At 47.9% G+C, this 19696-nt stretch carries 19 protein-coding genes and 3 tRNA genes; 1 reads left to right on the forward strand and 21 read right to left on the reverse strand.

Annotation, left to right across the window (positions count from 1 at the left end; translation table 11 throughout):
• Positions 1 to 25: 25 nt before the first annotated feature.
• The 18 genes from E8L90_RS09825 to E8L90_RS09910 all read right to left on the reverse strand — a co-directional run bounded on the left by E8L90_RS09825 (position 26) and on the right by E8L90_RS09910 (position 15044).
• Complete coding sequence (locus E8L90_RS09825) at positions 26 to 1609, reverse strand: acetate--CoA ligase (RefSeq protein WP_137029231.1); 1584 nt, start codon at positions 1607 to 1609, stop codon at positions 26 to 28.
• A gap of 138 nt (positions 1610 to 1747) precedes the next feature.
• Complete coding sequence (locus tag E8L90_RS09830) at positions 1748 to 2704, reverse strand: branched-chain amino acid ABC transporter permease (RefSeq protein WP_167497638.1); 957 nt, start codon at positions 2702 to 2704, stop codon at positions 1748 to 1750.
• A gap of 49 nt (positions 2705 to 2753) precedes the next feature.
• Positions 2754 to 3614, reverse strand: coding sequence for a branched-chain amino acid ABC transporter permease (locus E8L90_RS09835; protein WP_137029233.1), 861 nt, complete (start codon positions 3612 to 3614; stop codon positions 2754 to 2756).
• Positions 3615 to 3641: 27 nt separating this feature from the next.
• Entirely contained in the window at positions 3642 to 4343 is a 702-nt protein-coding gene (locus tag E8L90_RS09840) for an ABC transporter ATP-binding protein (RefSeq protein ID WP_137029234.1), read from the reverse strand.
• Entirely contained in the window at positions 4327 to 5097 is a 771-nt protein-coding gene (locus E8L90_RS09845) for an ABC transporter ATP-binding protein (protein WP_137029235.1), read from the reverse strand. The genes E8L90_RS09840 and E8L90_RS09845 overlap by 17 nt, the downstream gene beginning before the upstream one ends.
• 12 nt (positions 5098 to 5109) lie before the next feature.
• Entirely contained in the window at positions 5110 to 6279 is a 1170-nt protein-coding gene (locus E8L90_RS09850) for a substrate-binding domain-containing protein (RefSeq protein ID WP_425267128.1), read from the reverse strand.
• A 67-nt stretch (positions 6280 to 6346) separates the two neighbouring features.
• On the reverse strand, positions 6347 to 7393 hold the full coding sequence (locus tag E8L90_RS09855; RefSeq protein ID WP_137029236.1) for a 3-oxoacyl-ACP synthase: 1047 nt from the start codon (positions 7391 to 7393) through the stop codon (positions 6347 to 6349).
• Positions 7390 to 7806: a MaoC family dehydratase gene (locus tag E8L90_RS09860; protein ID WP_137029237.1), complete on the reverse strand. Its 417-nt coding sequence runs from the start codon at positions 7804 to 7806 to the stop codon at positions 7390 to 7392. The genes E8L90_RS09855 and E8L90_RS09860 overlap by 4 nt, the downstream gene beginning before the upstream one ends.
• A gap of 9 nt (positions 7807 to 7815) precedes the next feature.
• Positions 7816 to 9342, reverse strand: a complete 1527-nt coding sequence (locus tag E8L90_RS09865; RefSeq protein WP_137029238.1) for an o-succinylbenzoate--CoA ligase — start codon at positions 9340 to 9342, stop codon at positions 7816 to 7818.
• 33 nt (positions 9343 to 9375) lie between these two features.
• Positions 9376 to 9981 (reverse strand): TetR/AcrR family transcriptional regulator, encoded by a 606-nt coding sequence (locus E8L90_RS09870; protein WP_137029239.1) that lies wholly within the window; start codon positions 9979 to 9981, stop codon positions 9376 to 9378.
• Between the two features lie 201 nt (positions 9982 to 10182).
• A complete protein-coding gene (locus E8L90_RS09875; protein WP_137029240.1) occupies positions 10183 to 11085 on the reverse strand; it encodes a C40 family peptidase in 903 nt (300 codons plus the stop codon).
• Between the two features lie 301 nt (positions 11086 to 11386).
• Positions 11387 to 12013, reverse strand: coding sequence for a fumarylacetoacetate hydrolase family protein (locus E8L90_RS09880; RefSeq protein WP_137029241.1), 627 nt, complete (start codon positions 12011 to 12013; stop codon positions 11387 to 11389).
• A 58-nt stretch (positions 12014 to 12071) separates the two neighbouring features.
• Complete coding sequence (locus E8L90_RS09885; RefSeq protein ID WP_137029242.1) at positions 12072 to 12617, reverse strand: hypothetical protein; 546 nt, start codon at positions 12615 to 12617, stop codon at positions 12072 to 12074.
• Positions 12618 to 12750: 133 nt separating this feature from the next.
• Positions 12751 to 13368 carry a VanW family protein gene (locus E8L90_RS09890; protein ID WP_137029243.1) on the reverse strand — a complete coding sequence of 206 codons (618 nt, stop codon included), beginning with the start codon at positions 13366 to 13368 and terminating at the stop codon, positions 12751 to 12753.
• A gap of 158 nt (positions 13369 to 13526) precedes the next feature.
• Entirely contained in the window at positions 13527 to 14573 is a 1047-nt protein-coding gene (locus E8L90_RS09895) for an NAD(P)/FAD-dependent oxidoreductase (protein WP_137029244.1), read from the reverse strand.
• Positions 14574 to 14753: 180 nt separating this feature from the next.
• Positions 14754 to 14840 (reverse strand) — tRNA-Leu (locus tag E8L90_RS09900).
• Between the two features lie 8 nt (positions 14841 to 14848).
• Positions 14849 to 14924, reverse strand: a tRNA-Thr gene (locus E8L90_RS09905).
• A gap of 43 nt (positions 14925 to 14967) precedes the next feature.
• Positions 14968 to 15044 (reverse strand) — tRNA-Asp (locus tag E8L90_RS09910).
• Between the two features lie 177 nt (positions 15045 to 15221).
• On the opposite strand from E8L90_RS09910, the gene E8L90_RS09915 reads away from it, so the two are divergent.
• Positions 15222 to 16130: a C40 family peptidase gene (locus E8L90_RS09915; protein ID WP_137029245.1), complete on the forward strand. Its 909-nt coding sequence runs from the start codon at positions 15222 to 15224 to the stop codon at positions 16128 to 16130.
• A 73-nt stretch (positions 16131 to 16203) separates the two neighbouring features.
• Here the strand turns inward: E8L90_RS09915 and E8L90_RS09920 are convergent, their stop codons facing one another.
• The 3 genes from E8L90_RS09920 to E8L90_RS09930 form a co-directional block, all read right to left on the reverse strand.
• Positions 16204 to 16449, reverse strand: a complete 246-nt coding sequence (locus E8L90_RS09920) for a hypothetical protein (protein WP_137029246.1) — start codon at positions 16447 to 16449, stop codon at positions 16204 to 16206.
• Between the two features lie 120 nt (positions 16450 to 16569).
• Entirely contained in the window at positions 16570 to 18357 is a 1788-nt protein-coding gene (locus tag E8L90_RS09925; RefSeq protein WP_137029247.1) for a M3 family oligoendopeptidase, read from the reverse strand.
• Positions 18358 to 18454: 97 nt separating this feature from the next.
• The gene (locus E8L90_RS09930; RefSeq protein ID WP_137029248.1) at positions 18455 to 19672 is read right to left on the reverse strand and encodes a M20 family metallopeptidase; all 1218 of its coding nucleotides are present in this window, start codon (positions 19670 to 19672) and stop codon (positions 18455 to 18457) included.
• Between the last annotated feature and the right edge of the window lie 24 nt (positions 19673 to 19696).

Consider the following 19696-nt stretch of genomic DNA (forward strand, 5'->3'; position numbering starts at 1 on the left):
ACAAATTCGTAAGACAAACCATTCACTACGAATGCTGATTTTGCTGTGCCTCCTGCTGCCGCAGCTCGATCCGTCTGATTTTACCAGAGGTCGTCTTTGGCAGCTCCTGTACAAATTCGATTTTGCGCGGGTATTTATATGGAGCAGTTAATTGCTTGACATGGTTTTGCAATTCCAAAATCATCTCTTCGGATGGCTCATTCCCTTTTTTCAGGATGACAAAGGCTTTTACCACATGCCCACGCTCTGGATCAGGACTGGCAACCGCTGCACATTCTGCTACTGCCGCATGCTTCACCAACGCATCCTCGACCTCAAACGGACCAATTGTATATCCACCTGAGATAATAATGTCGTCTGAGCGTCCTTCGAACCAGATGTAGCCATCTTCGTCCATGCGACCTTGATCACCCGTCACGTACCAGTCCCCGCGAAACGCTCTGGCAGTTCGCTGGGGATCATCCAGATAGCCTTTGAACAGCGCCACCATATGGCGATCAATGGCAATATCGCCCACCTTGCCTATTGGCAACTCCGATCCTTCTTCGTCAATAATGGCGATCCTCACAACTGGCGATGGCTTGCCCATTGAACCTGGTCTGGGCTCCATGCCGACAAAGGTACCCACTAGCAAAGTATTCTCTGTCTGTCCGTATCCATCTCGCACGGTCAACTGGAATACGCGGCGGAATGTGTCGATCACTTCCCGATTGAGCGGTTCACCGGCCGAACATGCGCTGCGTAAGGCAGACAGCTTGTATTGTCCTAAATCCGTTACTTTTGCCATGATTCTGTATTCGGTTGGCGTCGCACACAAGACAGAAACCGGATAATTTTGCAGAATCGTCAAATAATTTTCCGCAGAAAACTTTCCTTTATAGACAAACGCGGTCGCTCCAAGCCCTAACGTAGAGACGAACGGGCTCCAGATCCACTTCGCCCAACCAGGTCCAGCCGTTGCCCAAACCACGTCGCCTTCGCGAACGTCCAGCCACTGTGTAGCGGCCACAGCCAAATGCGCAAACGGCCAGCCGTGAACGTGCATAACCCCTTTTGGTCCCCCAGTCGTTCCTGATGTATAAGACAGGAAGGCGAGCTCGTCTGACTTCGTGTTTACGACCTCAAACTCTGTGTCCTGCCCCTGGAGCAACCCCTCAAGGGAAATCCACCCTTCTTTCTCTTCGCCCGTCGTGATGTAGTGTTGCAGGGTAGAACAGTTGCCTCTCGTCAGATCAACCTCACTCATTGCTCCCGCAAAGCTGATCACAGCCTTGACTTTTGCATGATTGATTCGGTACTCGATATCTTTGTAGCGCAGCATCTCAGACCCTGGCAAAATCACTGCCCCCAGCTTCAATAGAGCCAAATAGAGTCCATAGGCCAATGTCCCTCGGGAAACCAGGACAAGCACTCGATCCCCATGCTCGATTCCGATGGACCCTAAGCCGCTTGCTATTTTATTTGAATATTTGCGCAAATCCTCGTACGTAAGGATATGTTCCTGGCCTTGTTCATCTATCTCCCAAACTGCTCTTCTCTCTGGATGTTTTTCCGCCCATTCGTCCACCCGGGCAGCGAAGTTGTAATTTTCCGGAAATTTCAGCTGCATAGACACATCTCCACCTTTTCAGATTATGATGAATATTTATTCGACATAAGTATAAATCTAACCTTTTTCTTTCGACAAAAAATGAGACAAAAAAAGGCCAACCTTTTGCGTTAGTTGACCTCCTTTCTTCCATGCCTGTTACTCTACTTGCTCCGTAATCGTTGCAGCTTGCATGGATCGCTGTTTTCTTTTTTCCCTCCACTCTTGAACGCTGCCGACGATTCCGCTCGGGAAGCAGAGCACGACCAAAATATAGAGCAAGCCTAGGAAGATGACCCATCTTTCGAAAATCGGATGAAGCTTCGCCAACTCTGTCAGCCCGTGATGCGCCAGCTCCACGATCCCTGATCCCAAAATGGAGCCAAAAAGCGTTCCCAGCCCACCGATCATACTCATCAGGAGTGCATCCAGTGTCGTTTCAATCGAAAACACTTGAGTGTTCACGAAGCGCAGCATGACCGCGTACAAGCCGCCACTAATCGCAGCAACCACTCCTGCGACGATGCTAACGATCACCTTATAATGAAGAATTTGATAGCCTAACGCTTCCGCACGTTGTTCATTTTGACCGATGGCTTTCAAGACCTTACCGAGTGGAGAGTGCGTAAACGCCCGCAAGATGACGAATAGGATGACCATTAGGATCAGGCATACATAGTAAAAGGACAAACGATCACGAAACAGCTCAGGCACTGGAAAGGTAAAGCCGTCCCCACCCATTGTCATTGAGCGCCATTTTTCTGCCAATACGAATAGCAGCTGGGAAATCGCCAAGGTCAGCATTGCATAAAAATGACTTTTCAATCGCAAGGACAGCATCCCGATCAAATAGCTGAGAATACCAGAGAGCACGATGGCAACGAGTACGCCAAGCAAGAAATAACTGATCGTCGCGTCAAAGTTCTTCAGGAATAAAGACACGGAGTACGCACCTATTCCGAAAAACATACAGTGTCCGAATGAGACGATCCCCGTATACCCGAGCAACAAATCAAAGCTCATCGCAAAAATCGCAAAGATAAAGATTTGGGTGAACATGATGTACATGCTTCGCGAGTCTGAAAGAAACGGCAAAACCGCCAAGGACAAAAACACAAAAAGAATAAATCGATGGTTCAACAATCCGGATATAGTCAACGCATGATCACCCCTTCGCTCCAAACAGGCCGGATGGTTTGATTAGCAGCACTGCTAGCATCAGCAGCATGTTCACTGCCAGTGAAAGCTCTGGAACGAAGTAAGCCATAAACGAGCCAAGCACGCCTACTAAAAGCGCCGCAATCATAGAGCCTTGAACGCTTCCCATCCCACCGACAATGACGACGATGAATGCCAGAATCGCATACTGCATACCCATTTCCGCAAAAATAACCCCTGAATACGGTGCCAGCAGACTTCCTCCGAGCGCGGCCATGCCTGCCCCCAGCAAAAAAACGAAAGTAAACACTTGTTTAATATTGATGCCGAGTGCCTGCACCATTTCCTTATCGATGACGCCCGCTCGGACGATCAAGCCTAGTCTCGTTCGCGTCAACAGCAGGTGCAACCCAACGTACACAACTATTCCCACTGCAATGACAAACAAGCGATAAGTTATCAGGATGATGTCGCCAAGCTCGATGCTCCCTTGCAAATAATCTGGTAATACGGCCCGAATGGGATTGGGACTCCAAAACACCTTGAGCAATTCACTTATCACGAGCATCCCGCCCAATGTCACGAGCAGTTGCTGAATATGATCACCGTACACGGGACGGATCAGCACGCGCTCTAACACAAAACCGAGCAGCATCCCGATGACGACAGCACCTACGATGGCCAGAAAAAAGCTATCCGTCAATCCGAAAAGCCATACACCAGCAAAGGCTCCCCAGGCAAACAATCCACCGTGGGCAAAGTTCAACACACTCATTAAGCCAAAGATCAACGTGAGCCCGGACGCGAGCAAGAAAATGAGTGTGCCTGTCGCCAGTCCATTTACAAGCAAATTAGTTGCGACATCCATTTCATCCTCCCCCTCCCTGTTATACGCTCAGGCAATACCCAAATATTTTTGTCGCGTATCTGCATCATCCTTCAACTCCTGCATCGCGCCACCGCGGACAATTTTCCCTTCATCCATCAAGTAGTACTGCTCGCCAATCATGCTCGCCATCATAAAGTTTTGCTCGACTAAAAGCACGGTCGTTTTCTGCTTCATCGATTCGATGTGAAACATGAGCTTTTCAACCATGATGGGCGCCAGTCCCTTGCTCGGCTCGTCAATTAACAAGAGTCCGTTGCTATTCACATAAGCTCGTGCAATCGCCAGCATTTGCTTTTGACCTCCGCTTAAGTACCCGCTTTTCTTTTTCCAGTAATGACGCAGGTCAGGGAATAGATCCAGCATCCACGCGAGCTTTTCTTTTTGTTCGTCGTCATTTTTTTGCATAGCGAGCCGGAACGTCTCTTCTACCGTAAAATCATGAAAAATCCCTTGATTCTCGGGCACATAGCCAATCCCCTTACGCGCGATGGAATAGGTCGGCAGATGTCCGATTTCTTCTCCTACATAGCGAATTTGACCATGACGGATCGGGGCAAGCCCCATGATGGAACGAAGCGTCGTTGTTTTGCCCGCGCCGTTTCGTCCAAACAGGACAGTAATACTGCCTGCTTGCACGGATAGCGAGACTCCCTGCAAGATGTGAAACTGGTCGAGGTACGTTTCAATCTGATCAAGTTGCAACATCATGCTTATACAACCCTCCCAAGTAGGCAGACTGCACCTGCTCATTTCTCATCATGTCAGTCGGTGTCCCCTCAGCCAATAGCTCTCCATGAAATAGTACGATCATGTGATCGGAGAGTGATTTGACCATGTCCATCTTGTGTTCAATTAGGATAATCGTGCACGAATTGCTTTCCTTAATCGATTCGATCACCTTCAATACAGCTGGGACTTCCTCCAACGAAATCCCCGCCGTCGGTTCGTCGAGTAAAAGAACATCCGGACGCAGTCCAAGGAGCATGGCTAGCTCCAGCTTTCGTTTCTCCCCATGCGCCAGCAGGCTTGCCAGCACATCCGCCTTTTTCTCCAGCAACACCAGATGCAGCAATCGCCCAACTTCCTCAGCCTGTCGCATCTGAGCTGCCTCGGAAATCCATAAACGAAACCGAACTCCCTGTGCGGCTTGCACGGCCAATCGAATATTTTCCCGCACCGTTAGCTTGGGAAATAAGTTTGTCAATTGAAACGATCGTCCAATACCCAATCTCGTTCGTGCTGCTGGGGGCAAGTGTGTAATATCTTGCCCCTTGTACTTGATCGTTCCTTGCGATGGAGTAAGCTGCCCGCTTAACAAGTTAAACAACGTCGTCTTTCCGGCTCCATTGGGTCCGATGATCGAAGTAAATCGCTGCTGTGGTATGCGTAGCGATACCTTGTTTATGACTTTTTGCTCCCCGAATGCTACGCTTACGTCAACCGTTTCTAACAAGTAACTCATCACACACCTCCTCTACTTCTGGTTCCTGACAGGTGGTGCTGTTTCTTCCATCGTCATCTCCCGAATGAGTACAGGGACAGGATGATCGACTCCATCTTTTTTCTCTAGCTTGATCGCGTACAACGTTTGCAGTGCCTGATGATCCTCGACCCGGAACTGCATCGTGCCCTTTGGCGTATCAAAGGTCATCCCTTCCATTGCAGTAATCAACTTCTCCGAATCTGTATCGGCGTTCGTCTTTTTCAGTGCTTCCACAATCGATACAGCTGCCGTCATCCCGCCTGCCGTGAATAAATCTGGAATCTCGCCATGAAAACGCTTTTTGTGCTCATCGAGGAGCCATTCGTTCATTTTCGTTTTCGGGAGCGAATGGTAATATACCGAGAAACCTTCCATTCCGATCATGGCCTCCATCGTTTTCAAGGCAGCGATATCGGGTGCTCCCGTAGACACCTTGATGCCTTTTTGCTGGACCTGCATATCTTGAAGCTGTTTCCACGGGGAGTTCGAGCCTGCCCACGTGATGAACACATATTCTGGTTTGGCGCTAATGATTTTCTGGATGTTGGCTGTAAAATCAGTCGTGTTCGTGTCCACGTATTGTTCTTCGATAATGACAGCCCCTAATTTTTCCGCTGCGGTCTTAAAGGCTTTAATCCCTTCTCGACCGTAGGCGCTGTCTTGGGCCATCGTCGCGATCTTCGTTCCTGTGGAAGCAATCGCCGCAGCGCCAGCAACTGCGTCCTGCGAAGAATTTCGACCTGTGCGGAAAATATATTTGTTCCAGTTTTTCCCGGTGATACTATCTGCTACAGCCGGTTCTACGACCATGATTTTTTTGTACTCTTCTGCCAGGGGAAGGACAGCTAGCGTATCGCCTGAACTCGAGGAGCCTACGAGAAAATCTACCTTGTCGGTCTCCAGGAGCTTCGTCGCTTTTTGGACAGCGACATCCGGCTTCGTCTCCGTATCCTCAACGACAAACTCGATCTTTTTGCCAGCGATCTCTCGCTTGCCCTCTGTTGCATAATCGAGTCCGAGCTCAAAACCTCTTACCGTCTGTTTGCCGTAGCTCTCCAATGGCCCCGTGAGCGAAGCGAGTACGCCTACCTTGATCGTATGACTGCCACTGGATGAAGCGCTTTCATTTTGGCTGCAACCAACAGCAAGCACGACAGACATCGCTAGTGGGAGCAACATTTTCCATCCTCTTTTTTTCACGCCCGTTCCTCCTCGAAAGTCAAAATGTTCATTGCGATTCGGCTAACCATTCCAGTACGGTTGCCGCCCACGTATATCCAGTTCCAGCACTGACAGCAACGACAATATCCCCAGGGGCAAGACGTCCCTCTTGCTGTGCGACATGCAGTCCAATACACGGATCGAGTGCAGACAAATGCCCGTAATGATCGAGATAGACGGCCTGCTCCTCACTAAGTTGCAAACGTTCCAACAGCTCTAAGAACATCGAACGCTTTGTATGCAAAGGAAGCAGCAGCTTCAAATCACGTAGGGAACGATTACTTTTTGCCAATGCCTGCTCTACCACATGAACAAAGTTTGGTATCGAGATGGGATCAAGTCGTTCCTTCATATCGCTCGGATTCGGCACATCGATGTAATGAAGTCTGTTTTCCACCGTTTCACGACTAGGTTGGTGCCTCGAGCCGCCTGCTGGTACCCTTATATCATCATGAAAAGAACCATCGGTGATGACACAGCTGTGGAGAATTCTGCTTTTTGTAGCACCACGCTTTACGAGAGCTGCTGTCCCGCCATCTGCAAAATTAAACATGAAGCGTGAGCGAGGATTGTCGTAATCGACGATTTGTGATTCTTTACAGCCAGCAACCAGCAAGATGTTTTCAATGGATGCGTCTGCCGTCAGCATATCTTTGGCAACCTTCAAGGCGATTGGAAAACAAGAACTGACGTTCATCATCTCGAAACCGTATGCGTTTGTTGCTTTTAGTTCGTATGTAATCTTCGGTGCGCTGGACCATACATAGTAATCTTTGTGCGGACTGCCGAAGTAAATAATCACGTCAATTTCAGACGGATCGATCACTGAGTCGGTCAGCTGTTGGGCAGCAAGCACAGCGAGGTCTGATGCATGAAGGGTGTCATCTGCGACATGCTTTTGATATAGACCGAATTTTTCAATAATGACTTGCGCGGGGATTCCGGTCTTTTCAGCTAATCGCTCAGCTGTTTCTACTCCCTCCGGAAAAAATACGGACGTCGCTTCCACTCCGATAGTCTGCTCGTGGATCGTATTCGCTTCAAGATGATTCATACTTTCGCTCCTTCCCTCGGTACGAGCATCGTCGCTGTTCCAGTTAGGACTACTTTTCCATGCTGATTCGTGCATTCCGTAAGCAATCGGATGATGCCTCGCTCTTCTTGATACTCCAGAACAGTGGCAGTCGCGGTGATCGTGTCTCCGATTAATACCGGAGCCGTAAACGAAATGGTCTGGTCTTTGTAAATGGAACCGATACCAGGCAGCTGCATCCCGAGCAATCTGGACAACATGCTCGCCGTCAACAATCCATGTGAGATACGCTGGCCGAATCGCGTGTCCTTTGCGTACTGTTGGTCAATGTGCACCGGATTATAATCCCCACTCATTCCCGCAAATAGAACGATATCTGTTTCCGTAATCGTTCTGCTAAAATATGCTTGCTCCCCTATTGCAAATCTCGCCATGGGATCACCTCATTGTGTAATGGAATCGCTCTTCAATCTGGTCAATGCTTGTTTGACGATTTTCCCTGTTGCATTGCGTGGCAGCTCGCTCAGAAACACAAATGACTTCGGGATTTTATACTTCGCCAGTCTTTGCTCACAGTGCGCTATAATAGATGCTTCCGTGATGACTGCACCTGATTTGGGCACGATAAACGCCTTTGCGACCTCTCCCCATCTTTCATCGGGTACACCGACGACGGCGGCTTCCTGAACGTCATCCAGCTCGCCAATGACCTGCTCCAGCTCCAGTGGATAAATGTTCTCCCCGCCTGAGATAATCATTTCTTTGCGCCTTCCTACGATATAGGCGAATCCTTCTTCATCAAAACGTGCCAAATCCCCTGTGTACAGCCATCCATCCCGGATGGCCTTGGCTGTTTCTACTGGTTTGTTCCAGTATTCCTTCATCACATTCGGACCTTTGACGAGCAGTTCGCCGATATCGCCATGACCCACGTCTTTTCCGTCATCCGAGATCAAGCGGACTTCACAAAACATGACGGGCTTGCCGATGGAGCCGGCTTTTCTTTTTGCATCTTCCTTCGCAATCATAAACACGGTGGGGGATGTTTCTGTTAGGCCGTATCCTTGTCCAAAAGGGAGGCCTCGCTCCTGAAAATGCTGGATGAGTTCCATGGGGCATGGAGCGCCGCCGTTGTAAAACCAACGGACGGAATCGAATGATGTGGTAGCAAATAAGGGACTTTGGCGAATGGCTTCATGGATGGCGGGTACACCCATCACGATGGTGACTTGGTGTGTTTCGATTAATTGAATCGCTTTATCAGGGTCGAACTTCCCGGCGACAACGACGCGCCCGCCAGCAAGCCATGTAGGGAAGGCAAACAGTCCAATTCCCCCGATATGAAAGAGTGGCAATAAGACAATCGAGCAGTCTTCTGAGGTGAGATCAAGCGCGGCTACATTGTGTACGGAGTTCCAAAACATATTTTCTTGGGTGAGTACTGCTCCTTTAGGCTTTCCTGTCGTTCCTGATGTATAGCAAATGATGTATGGGTCTTCTCCACTGCCGTCATCTGCCTCCGTCCTACTGTGCTGGAAGAACTCACGTGGGCCATCCTGCCTCCAAGGGAGTTCTCCCGGTTCCAGCCATATCATGTGCGCAACACTGGCCTTTGCCTTAATCAACTCAATGGTGGTAGCGAACTGGGGCTGGGCACATAACACGCGGATACCACTATCTTCAAACTGATACTCTAATTCTGCAGGGGTCAAGCGGATATTAAAGGGGACGGCAATCGCACCGATTTTGGCGATGGCAAACAGCAGAAGCACATACTCCAAACTGTTTTGGGACAAAATGCCGATCCTGTCCCCTTTTTTGACCTGTAGCTCATGTCGTAAATAGTTGGCAAGACATTGCATCTGCTCATTCATTTGTTGATACGTAAGGGATTGATCGTTGGCAATCACTGCGATCCGCGTCGGAGTGATTCGGGCTCGCTTTTCAATCCAATAAGCAATTCCGTGCATGAACTCTACTCCTTTGCCTATAAAATGGATCGGTTACGGCTTGGCAGCAATCCCTTTCATAATCATCGACATGGCCGTTTCTAACACCGCTTCCGGTACGTCTTCATTTTCCCAGTAAACCCAACGCATCCCGATAAATTGTCCGATCGACATGAGACAATAAGCCAGCGTCTCATGATCCATCTCTCGAAACGCACCTTCGTTCATGGCGTTCTTCAGACTTCGTACGTACCCCGCTGCCAGTTTGGCGTAATACCAGCGATACAGCTCCTGATCGACGAGCGCAGCCTGTTGAATGATGCTGTACATGTTGCGATGATGCTTGATCCAACGAAAAAAGGCCAGAAATCCTAGGCGCAAATTTTCTTCTTGTGTGGTTGCTCCCATGATCGCTACCTTGATCGCCGAACGAAGCTCTCTGCTCAGCTGCCTGATCAACTCATCGTAAATCGCTTTCTTCGACTCGAAATAGTTGTAAAACGTTCCTTGGGACACCTGTGCATGTTGTGTGATCAAGACAATAGATGCATCATAGTAACCCAGCTCGCCAAACACATGCTCTGCGGCATCCAGTATTTTTTTGCGGGTTTCCTGTCCTTTTTTGGTCAAAACAGGGGTAGGTAGACTATTTTCTGACACCTGAATCACCTCTCAGTTTTTATTATATGTATAATTCAGAATATTACAACATGTATTTTCCAAACTCATTCAAGAGATACTCAGTTGGCAATAATTGACGCGAAACAAACAAAGGGAAGCAGCGTCTTAATATACAAAAGCATATAAAAAAGCTCCCGTACGAATGTACGAGAGCAGAGTAAACACTTTGCAGTTGTATGATTAGATTACACGCTTGATTTGCACTGTGCGCTTCTCCCAGTTGGTTCCATCGTACTTGGAATAAGTCACACCAGGACTACCGTAAGTGTGCAAGATTTTCCCATTCCCTGCGTAAATAGCCACGTGTGTAATCCGATCAGAAGAACTGTTTACCGATGCCTTCATGAAGATCAGATCACCCTTTTGCAGGTTGCTCTTAGAAACGGATTTCCCTACAGTCGATTGCTGACGGGAATCTCGCGGCAATGTAATGCCCGCTTCTTTAAACACACGCTGTGTAAAGGATGAGCAATCGAATGTTTTGGTCGTACTGCTGCTTGACCCGTATTTGTAATTGGTGCCCAAATACTTTTCGCCATTTTTAATGACCTGGTCGGCCGTTTTGTTCACTGGCTGTTCTGGCTTGCTAGGCGTATTCCCTGAAGAATTGCTATCAATAACACGACGAGCCCCTACAAATTTGTCACTGTACTTCGAGTATGTTTTTACAACTACCTCGTCCTCCCCTTTCGAAGAATAGACGAATTGATCACTGCCTATGTATATTCCCATAAAAGTTGGGCTTCCGCTTCCGCTGGAGGCGAAGAACACCAAATCTCCTGGCGCCACGCTTTTTTCGGATACTTTCGTCCCAGTCTTGTACAGGCTAGAGATTGTGCTCCCGATGGAAATCCCTACTTGTTTGTACGCATACGTAGCCAGCTCGGCAGATCCGAATTGCTTCGGTCCCTTTGCTTTGTACTCGTAATCCTTCCCGATCAGAGAAGTAGTAATATTTACAACCTCTGATTGTTTTGAATCTTGTGTCTTAGCGGCCACTTCTCCAACTTGACCACCCATTAACAGGGACGTACTCAGCATGACTGCTACTGTTGACTTCATTACCCAATCTCGTTTCGTCACTTTCTTTTCCTCCTTGTCATGTTGTGGCACCCGTCTTGGGTACATGGACAGAATAGCGCAGGAGGAAACGGTAGGATAAGACCGTAAAATTTTCCAATGATGGAATTGGTAGCATGGGACTAGTCAGAAAACGGTGTGCAAAGTAGGCGGTTGTTACTTCTTAGTTCCATAGAACCATAAAGGTTACAAAACGGTATCAAAGATGATTTTCGTCGCAAAAACCCGCTCTATTGCTGGCCCGAGCGCCAAGCAAAAACCATCTTCTGCTTGTTTCTGTCAGAAGATGGTTCTCCATTTGTCCCTATTTCATTTTCGCCGTAAACTGCCCCCACGTCTCTTCTCCCCACTTGAGAGTGAGGACGTCTCCATCCGTAACAGGTCCTACCCCCGCTGGCGTACCTGTGTAAATGATATCCCCTTGATCCAGACCTAGATGTTCGGAAATATAGGCAATAATGGTTTCCAAATCAAAAATCACATCACGGAGATTGCCGCGTTGCACTTCCTCTCCATTTTTCAACAAGGCGAAATCGGTTTGGTGCAGCTCATGGATACCAGGGAAAGGATGAAACGACGTCAAAATAGCTGAATTTTTAAACCCTTTTGCCAACAACCATGGATGCCCTGCTTTCTTTAGCTCGCTCTGGACATCCCGCAAAGTAAAGTCAATACCGAGTGCTATTTTGTCAATCATTTCGTCAAGTGTAATGCCAGCTTCATACGGTCTCGCGATGTGAATCACAAGCTCCGCCTCATAATGAAGCTCTCCACGAGATGCCGGAAGCTCAATGGCATCGCCATTTGCCATTGCAAGCGCATGTGTTGGCTTATCAAAGATCATCGGCTTGGTTGGCACATCGTTGCCCAACTCCGCAGCATGCAAACGATAGTTGCGACCGATACAGTAAATATTTTTGACTGACTCCATTTTGTCCTCTCCTTTGGTGGCTGTCTCTATTTTCACTATATCATGGCTGTATGGCGTATTACAGTTTGTCTTGTTCGTCCTCTTCCATGCAGTTTCCATAGCCAGGCCAAAGACGAGCATTTCCTCGTGCTTCAACTTCAATCACTGTATCACAAATAGATTCCAACGCACTCTCTAGATCCAGCTCTTGCTCAGAGCTCCAAGAAAATTCGTAATGGAAAATCACCTGCTGCTCTGTCGCTTCGGAGAGGACAAAGGCAAACTGCTGCTGTTGTTCCACGACCTGCTTTCTGGCTTCAACCGTCGCTTCTACCGAGAACAAACCGTCCCATTCAGCAACCCTATATGTAGAAGTAACATCAATCCACAGGGAGGGAGTATCACTCGTCCGCCGAAAAATAACAGAATCTTCCCGATAAAACCCGTAGCCAGAGGGCAGCGCACCTGAGAGCTTGAATGGGATTCCTACCGGCAAATCATGTGGCTTCAATGCGTGGACAAGTCTCCCAGGTAAAAGATAACAACCTTCCTGCTGGCGATCTAACCGTTCCCCCATGACGAGAACCTCTTGATTGTCTGAATCACCTGTCACCTGAACGAACATCACGGCACCTCCCTCTAAAAACAGTATGGTCAGGAACGCATGCTCAAAACCAAATCACTATCCATTTTTTTCCTTATAAAATACCGAAAAAAACAGGGTTCATCCATAGGATGCCCCCTTTATTCCTTCTAAGCTACGCACGTATAATCGCAATCACAACATGTTCGTCATCGTATGATTTTGCTTTGATTTTCACAGGGAAATCGTACAAGTTGGTAAATTTAAAATCCATATGGCCATACGCGACTGTGGCATCTTGACCCTGTGGCACGTATCTCACTGATTTGCTGTGGTTATGCCGTTCCACTATGATCATCCCCGCTTCAGCAGCTGCATTGTAAAGCGTGCTAGAAACCTGACAAATCCCGCCTCCATAATCATCAGCGAGCTGGCCATTCTGAATAACCCCAGCCTTTTGCCAACCATCCTCTGGCAAATTCGAATTTCCCACTATTTCGTTGAAAGAAAACACCTGTTGCGGCTTGATTTTTTCATTATGAAGCTTGCTCAATGCTTGCTTGATGTTATGTTTACGTGCATCTGTGCTGTTTTTCATTGATGAGTAATAAAAGCCGAGGACCTCCTCTTCCTTGAGATCCATCTTCTTCATATACTTTTCCTGCAACTCGATCACAGGAGATAATGGGTCTACTTGTAACGCCATTGCATGCTCAGGCGCGTAGTTCATACCAAGCGAGAACACAAGGGCCATTGTCGCCATGGTGATCAGCCAATGCCGAACTTTCTTCATTTCTACTTCCTCTCCCACATTTGTTGATCGATTTACTGACGCGAAGTTCCCGATTTATATCGTCTGACCTTGTTTTTATACCTTGCCTCTTACAATGTAACGTATGGGAAAAGCGACAATCAACCTGCAAATGTTGGGCTTATTGTCCTACATCAGCTCTACTCGTCGTCCTCATCGATAACCCCAAGGGCTTTGTTCTTTTCTTTAAAGCGCTGGTTATGAGAAGAAACGTATGCCATCCGATCTGCTACCGGGTCAATGTGCAATTTGGCACTGTTTACGGCTACAGCCGCATCGGTGAATGCTCCCGCGATCAGCGTAATCTTGCTGTCAAAGCTCGCAAAATCGCCCGCCGCAAAAATCCCTGGTAGATTCGTTGCCAGACGAGGGCTGACAAATACGTTCCATTCATCCATGTCCAAGCCCCACTCTTTAATCCCGGTGAAATCGGCCTTCAATCCGTGATTGACGATGATGGCATCGACATCCATTTGCTCTGTCTCTTCTGTGTCCAGATGACGTATCGTCACTTTATCAATCGTTTCTTTGTCCGAGCTTTGCAATTGCGTGACCGCATATGGCGTGCGAACGACCACAGTTGACTCTTTCATGCGCTTTACATTCCGTTCATGTCCACCAAATACATCACGGCGATGCACGACCGTTACGGACGCAGCAATCTGCACCAGTTCGTTTGCCCAATCGACCGCGGAGTCCCCACCACCTGAGATAAGGACATGCTTGCCACGGAATGGCTCCAGTTCCTGCACGGTATAATGAAGATTTGTCACCTCGTAGCGCTCTGCGCCTTCGATCTCCAGCTTTGCCATTTTCAAAATACCTCGGCCTAAAGCCAATATGATCGTGCGGGTCCAATGCCGTCTCCCTGATTTTGCAACGAGTATGTACGTGCCATCTTCTTGTGGCTCCAGGCCAATGATCGCCTCACCTAGGACGATGGTGGGATCAAATGTCTTGGCTTGCTCCACCAGATTGGCAACCAGCTTTTCGCATAGTTGTGGTGGTACACCCCCTACATCCCAGATCATTTTTTCTGGATAGATCAACATTCGTCCACCGAGCTCTTCTTTCGCTTCAATGAGTTTCGTCTTCATATCGCGCATTCCACTATAAAAGGCAGCGTACATCCCCGCAGGGCCTCCGCCGATAATGGTTACATCAAACAGCTCCAACTGTTCTCCCACAACTACCCCTCCACTGTCTTTCTTGTTTGTCTATGAATCATCAAGAGCCATACTGAAAATGAGATTCATTATCATAATGTGATTGTAATGGAAAATGGAGGAGGATTCAACATTCCAGAAAAAATAAAAAGGCTCGTAATTAGCTTCATCAGCTAATTTACGAACCTGTTGTTTGCCATATGGTGCGGTCGAGAGGACTTGAACCTCCACGGTGTTGCCACCACTAAAACCTGAATCTAGCGCGTCTGCCAATTCCGCCACGACCGCATAAAAAATGGTGCCGGCAATAGGACTTGAACCCACAACCCCCTGATTACAAGTCAGGTGCTCTACCAATTGAGCTATACCGGCACATTACGAGAAACTATGAAATTCGCACATTCTAGTAAAAGAATGGCGGAGCTGACGGGACTCGAACCCGCGACCTCCGGTGTGACAGACCGGCGTGAACTCCAACTTCACCACAGCTCCATGTGATTTTTGTCTCTGTCTTGCAGCGACTTCTGTAATATAGCACGATTCTATCTCCAAATGCAATAGTTTTTAAAAAAATATTGAGAGATTCATTTTTTCATAGATTTACCAAGCAAAATCCGATAAAATTTTAGCTAGATACGTAGATTTTAGTAGATTGGTGGAGACGATGACATGAAAAAGACTTCGAGGCTACTCACCCTCCTCGCCCTCTTCACTCTGCTGCCTACTGCTGCCCATGCTTCCTCATCGGCATATGTGGTATCAGCAGGTGATACGCTGAGCAAAATCGCTCGTGAGCATCAAGTAACAGTGGATCAACTCATTCAATGGAACCAACTGAATGATGATAGATTGTCCATTGGACAAACTTTGTCCATTCATGGTGCAAACTTTTCTGGCTCCATTGCAAATGACGTGCCTTCCGATGTAGCTATCAAACAGAATGATAACGCTACCACCGAGTCTAAAGAACTAACCGCTGGTGAAAAAGCCCGCGTCACTGGCGACGTGCTGAATGTGCGTAAAAAGCCATCGACTGACGCAAAAGTGTTAGGCAAGCTGAGATCTGGTTCCATTGTAGAAGTCGTAGAAACAGGCAGTGAATGGACAAAAATCGAATTCGAAGATCGTGAAGCATACGTTGCTACAGAGTTCCTAAGTCCAAACCTCACTTCTACCGTTCCGCTTCCTACCGAGGTAAATGCAGAAGATCTAGGCCGATTGAAGGAGATTTTCGAGCCATTGCTCAATACACCATACGTCCTAGGCGGAACTACACCGAATGGCTTTGATTGTAGTGGCTTTACTTCCTACGTTTTTGAACAGCTTGGGGTTACACTTCCGCGCACTTCTGAAGATCAATTCCGTGGCGGTCAAGAAGTATCACTGGATCAAGCACAGCCTGGTGACCTCTTGTTTTACGATTCGCTTGGAAAAGGACGCGTGTCTCACGTAGCGATTTATTTGGGCAATGGAGCAATCGTGCATGCGAATGGCGAAGATGTTCGCTATGGCAAAGTCGAATACATGCACAAGCTCTACCCGTTTTACGGAGTGAAGCGTTACGCTAATTTCCAGTAAGCATACCTGCACGTAAAAGCAAACAGCCCTATCTGCCTTTGCAGAAGTTCGAGGGCTGTTTGTTTTTTTGTGCTTAATGTATTTCGTTATTATGTCCCTGCTGCTGTTGTTGTTGTTGTTGCCCTCCGATTTCGATTTTGCCCAACGCTTGCTTCATTTTGTCGAGCTGAAGTTGATAATCACGAACGACTACAGTAAGAACACTGACAGACTCCTTGAAATCCGGCTCGCTGCTTACCCTGTCGATGGCTCTATGTAAATGCAGCATCTTGTTCTCCGTTTCCCGTAATAGGTCGAGTAACTGCAATCCATTTACCACGTAATCACCTCATCTGTTTTTTCTTACTTTCTCCTTCCCCTCTGTTCCCTATGCGCACAAAAACGCTTAGCAGCATAAATAAAAAACGCCCGCTAGTGGCACAGCGGACGTTCTTCCTATTTAGTTCAGACGAGCAGACGCGAGCTCAACGAATTTGTCGATATCTTTTGCAACCAAAGAGAGTGAATTCCGCCAGAAATCGACGGAGCGCACATCAACATCCATGATGGCTGCTACATCCGCAACGCTCATTTTGCCCGTTACAGACAAGAGCTTGTCGTACTGCTCAACAAAAGCTTCCCCACGCTTGAGATACTCTGCGTACAAGCCTTTCGCGAACAGAAGCCCAAAAGCATACGGGAAGTTGTAGAAATTGTAATCCGCGCTATAATAGTGCGGTTTGCATACCCACATGTACGGGTGTAGAGCTGCCGGATCCAAACCATCTCCGTACGCGTCCTTTTGGGCTTGCAGCATCAGCTCGTTCAAAGTGGAAACAGACAAGGCACCTTCTGTTCTGCGCTCAAATAGAGCAGTCTCGAATAAGTAACGGCTATAAATATCGACGATCACCTGACTAGCTCCGCTGATATCATTTTCCAAAATCGCAAATGCTTCCTCGGAGGTCGCTTGTTCAAGCGCTGCATTGGCAATAATGGTTTCGCACAAAATGGAAGCCGTTTCGGCGATTGGCATCGGGTATTCGCTATTCAAGAATGCTTCGTCTACGAGACATTCTCCGTGATAGCCATGTCCTAATTCATGTGCCATTGTGCTCACATCGTTGTAGCTGCCTGTGTAGTTGGACATAATTCTGCTCTCCCCTACGATGTGCAGGTTATAGCAGAATGCCCCTCCACGCTTGCCTTCGCGAATCTCTGCATCTATCCACTGATTGTCATAAGCTCTTGCTGCATAGTTGGCGAGCTTTTCGCTAAAGCTACCAAAATGCTTCACGATGAAATCGCGGGATTCCTCATAAGAGAACCGCATGTCTGCCTCGCCCACTGGCGCAAACAAATCATAAAACGGCAACTGAGCGCTCTCATGACCGAGCAGCTTCGCCTTTGTACGGAAATATTGATGGAAGGATGGCAGGCTCTCACGCATCGCCTGAAGCATTGCTTCGAGCGTCTCGCGATCCATGCGGGAGTCTTGCAACGTCTTATCCAGCGGCGATTCATAGCCTCTGAGCTTCGCAACCGTAATAACCTCGCCTTTAATTCCATTCAAGCTGGCAGCAGCAGCTCCATCGATTTTTTTGTAAGCGGCAAGTTCCGCCTCGTAGGCTGTTTTGCGAAGCTGCGGATCTTTTTCGTTCGCCATGTTCCGCACCACTGGCAATGGAAGTTGTTTGTGCTCCCCATTGACTGTAATGTCTACCAGTAAAGTGGAAGTCAGCATTTCATGGAGTTTTGTCCATGCATTTGACCCTGTATTTTTCATTTTTGCCAGAACAATTTCTTCTTTTTCGCTCAGCATATATTTGCTATTGTCTGACATTTCTGTCAACATAAAGCGATGTATCTCTAACAGCTCCGATCGGCTAATCAATTCGTCCAAGTTGTTCAATGATCCTAGCCATTTTTGGAATTGTACACCTGGTTCAACCAATTCAACAGCCTGATTCTGTACTTTTTCAATCGCGAGCAGTGCTGTTTCATTCTTGGCATCGACGCTGGCAGTCAGCTCTCCGTAGGCGTACAAACGGAATTGCGTTTGCAGGACGGAGGTCATCATCGTGATGTAATTCTCCATCTTCGCTACTGCATCTTCTGAAGATTGCAAGTTTTGCGCTGCCCAGCTTTTGATCTCTTCTGTTTCACGTACGAACTTCTCCCAATCTTGTTTCCATTCTGGTGCATCAAACGAGGAATACAAGACATCCAAATTCCAGCGCATATTCATGGGCACGCGTCTCCTTTTCGCTTATGTAACAAGCCTATTGTAAAAAAAATTAGATGGATTCTGCAAGTTTTTACTAAGAAAACTTCTTTTATAATGATCAAGCTCGCACTGGCTGCGTCAAAAACGTCAATGCGGACAAGGCAAAAAGCTGGGTGGATTCCACCAATTGGTCAATGGCTACATACTCGTCTGCATGGTGAGGAATATGGCGATCGCCTGCGCCTGTCGTCAAAATCGGAATGCCGGCCTTGTGCAGGAAGGTTCCATCTGTCGCACCTGGGACGCCATTATATACGGGTTCTTTTTTGGTGATTTCCCGATAGGCGCTCGCTACAGCTGTCACGACTGCTTCATTCATGCCAGTCAACGTCCAAGGACGCTCTTCGATTACTTCCAGAGTGGCTTTGAACTTGTCATCTTCTTTGCTTAATGCTTCTAATATGGCACTGATTTCTTTGTACAGCTCTTGGTGGTCCTGCCCGGGAACCGTGCGAATATCGAGAGTCGTCATGCATTGATCAGGAACGACGTTGATTTGGGGGTCTCCTTTGACTGGTGCCTGCAAAATCGTCGGCGTGATACTCGGCCACCCCAACATCGGATGCTCTTTCAGACGAGCCATTTCCTTGCGCTCCAGCTCCTCTAATGCTACGATGGCCCGTGCCATCCTTGTGTTTGGATTGATTCCTGTCAATGGCATGGCACCATGCGCCATCTTGCCAAACGTACGAAGAATCGCTCTCATGGCTCCTTTTTGCGTGATGCATAGTTGATTTTCTTCCGGTTCGCAGATGATCGCCGCATCAACGTTGTTGGCCCAACCGCGACGGATGAAATCTTTGACCCCGATCATCATGCTCTCCTCATCGCAAGGGATGCACAGGAGGATTTTGCCTGTAAAAGACTGTTTGGATCGTTGGATAGCTTTGACGGCACATATCGCGGCAGCCAGATTTCCTTTTGTGTCACAGGAGCCACGCCCGTAGATTCGCCCACCAGATATTGTTCCGCCAAAAGGGTCGTAGCTCCAAGCATCCCGATCCCCTTCTGTTACGACATCTGTATGGGCTTCGAACAAAAGCGTTTTGCCAGGCCTGCCCGAATCGTAAAAAGCGATGACATTCGGTCTGCCTGGGACAACCTCTTCATAGAAGACCTGCAAACCCATATTGCGAAGATAATCGGCGACAAACAGCGCGACCCGCTCTTCATTCGCTCCTGCTTGATCGTGACGAAACACACTTGGAATTCTAACCAACTCCTGCGTTAGGCGCACAACTTCCTGCTCGTCAACAAAGGATATCACCTGATTCATCCCAATCCTCTCCTCTGCATCCCA

Origin of the sequence: Brevibacillus antibioticus (assembly GCF_005217615.1) — a bacterium.
Classification (GTDB): Bacteria; Bacillota; Bacilli; order Brevibacillales; family Brevibacillaceae; genus Brevibacillus; species Brevibacillus antibioticus.

What these genes read in the sequence shown, in the direction of transcription:
- E8L90_RS09930 (WP_137029248.1), bottom strand. Translation starts at nt 19,672, where the DNA reads ATGAATCAGGTGATATCCTTTGTTGACGAGCAGGAAGTTGTGCGCCTA.
- E8L90_RS09885 (WP_137029242.1), bottom strand. Translation starts at nt 12,617, where the DNA reads ATGTTCGTTCAGGTGACAGGTGATTCAGACAATCAAGAGGTTCTCGTC.
- E8L90_RS09835 (WP_137029233.1), bottom strand. Translation starts at nt 3,614, where the DNA reads ATGGATGTCGCAACTAATTTGCTTGTAAATGGACTGGCGACAGGCACA.
- E8L90_RS09880 (WP_137029241.1), bottom strand. Translation starts at nt 12,013, where the DNA reads ATGGAGTCAGTCAAAAATATTTACTGTATCGGTCGCAACTATCGTTTG.
- E8L90_RS09855 (WP_137029236.1), bottom strand. Translation starts at nt 7,393, where the DNA reads ATGAATCATCTTGAAGCGAATACGATCCACGAGCAGACTATCGGAGTG.
- E8L90_RS09850 (WP_425267128.1), bottom strand. Translation starts at nt 6,279, where the DNA reads ATGTCTGTCGTGCTTGCTGTTGGTTGCAGCCAAAATGAAAGCGCTTCA.
- E8L90_RS09860 (WP_137029237.1), bottom strand. Translation starts at nt 7,806, where the DNA reads ATGGCGAGATTTGCAATAGGGGAGCAAGCATATTTTAGCAGAACGATT.
- E8L90_RS09825 (WP_137029231.1), bottom strand. Translation starts at nt 1,609, where the DNA reads ATGCAGCTGAAATTTCCGGAAAATTACAACTTCGCTGCCCGGGTGGAC.
- E8L90_RS09845 (WP_137029235.1), bottom strand. Translation starts at nt 5,097, where the DNA reads ATGAGTTACTTGTTAGAAACGGTTGACGTAAGCGTAGCATTCGGGGAG.
- E8L90_RS09925 (WP_137029247.1), bottom strand. Translation starts at nt 18,357, where the DNA reads ATGAATATGCGCTGGAATTTGGATGTCTTGTATTCCTCGTTTGATGCA.
- E8L90_RS09890 (WP_137029243.1), bottom strand. Translation starts at nt 13,368, where the DNA reads ATGAAGAAAGTTCGGCATTGGCTGATCACCATGGCGACAATGGCCCTT.
- E8L90_RS09915 (WP_137029245.1), top strand. Translation starts at nt 15,222, where the DNA reads ATGAAAAAGACTTCGAGGCTACTCACCCTCCTCGCCCTCTTCACTCTG.
- E8L90_RS09865 (WP_137029238.1), bottom strand. Translation starts at nt 9,342, where the DNA reads ATGCACGGAATTGCTTATTGGATTGAAAAGCGAGCCCGAATCACTCCG.
- E8L90_RS09840 (WP_137029234.1), bottom strand. Translation starts at nt 4,343, where the DNA reads ATGATGTTGCAACTTGATCAGATTGAAACGTACCTCGACCAGTTTCAC.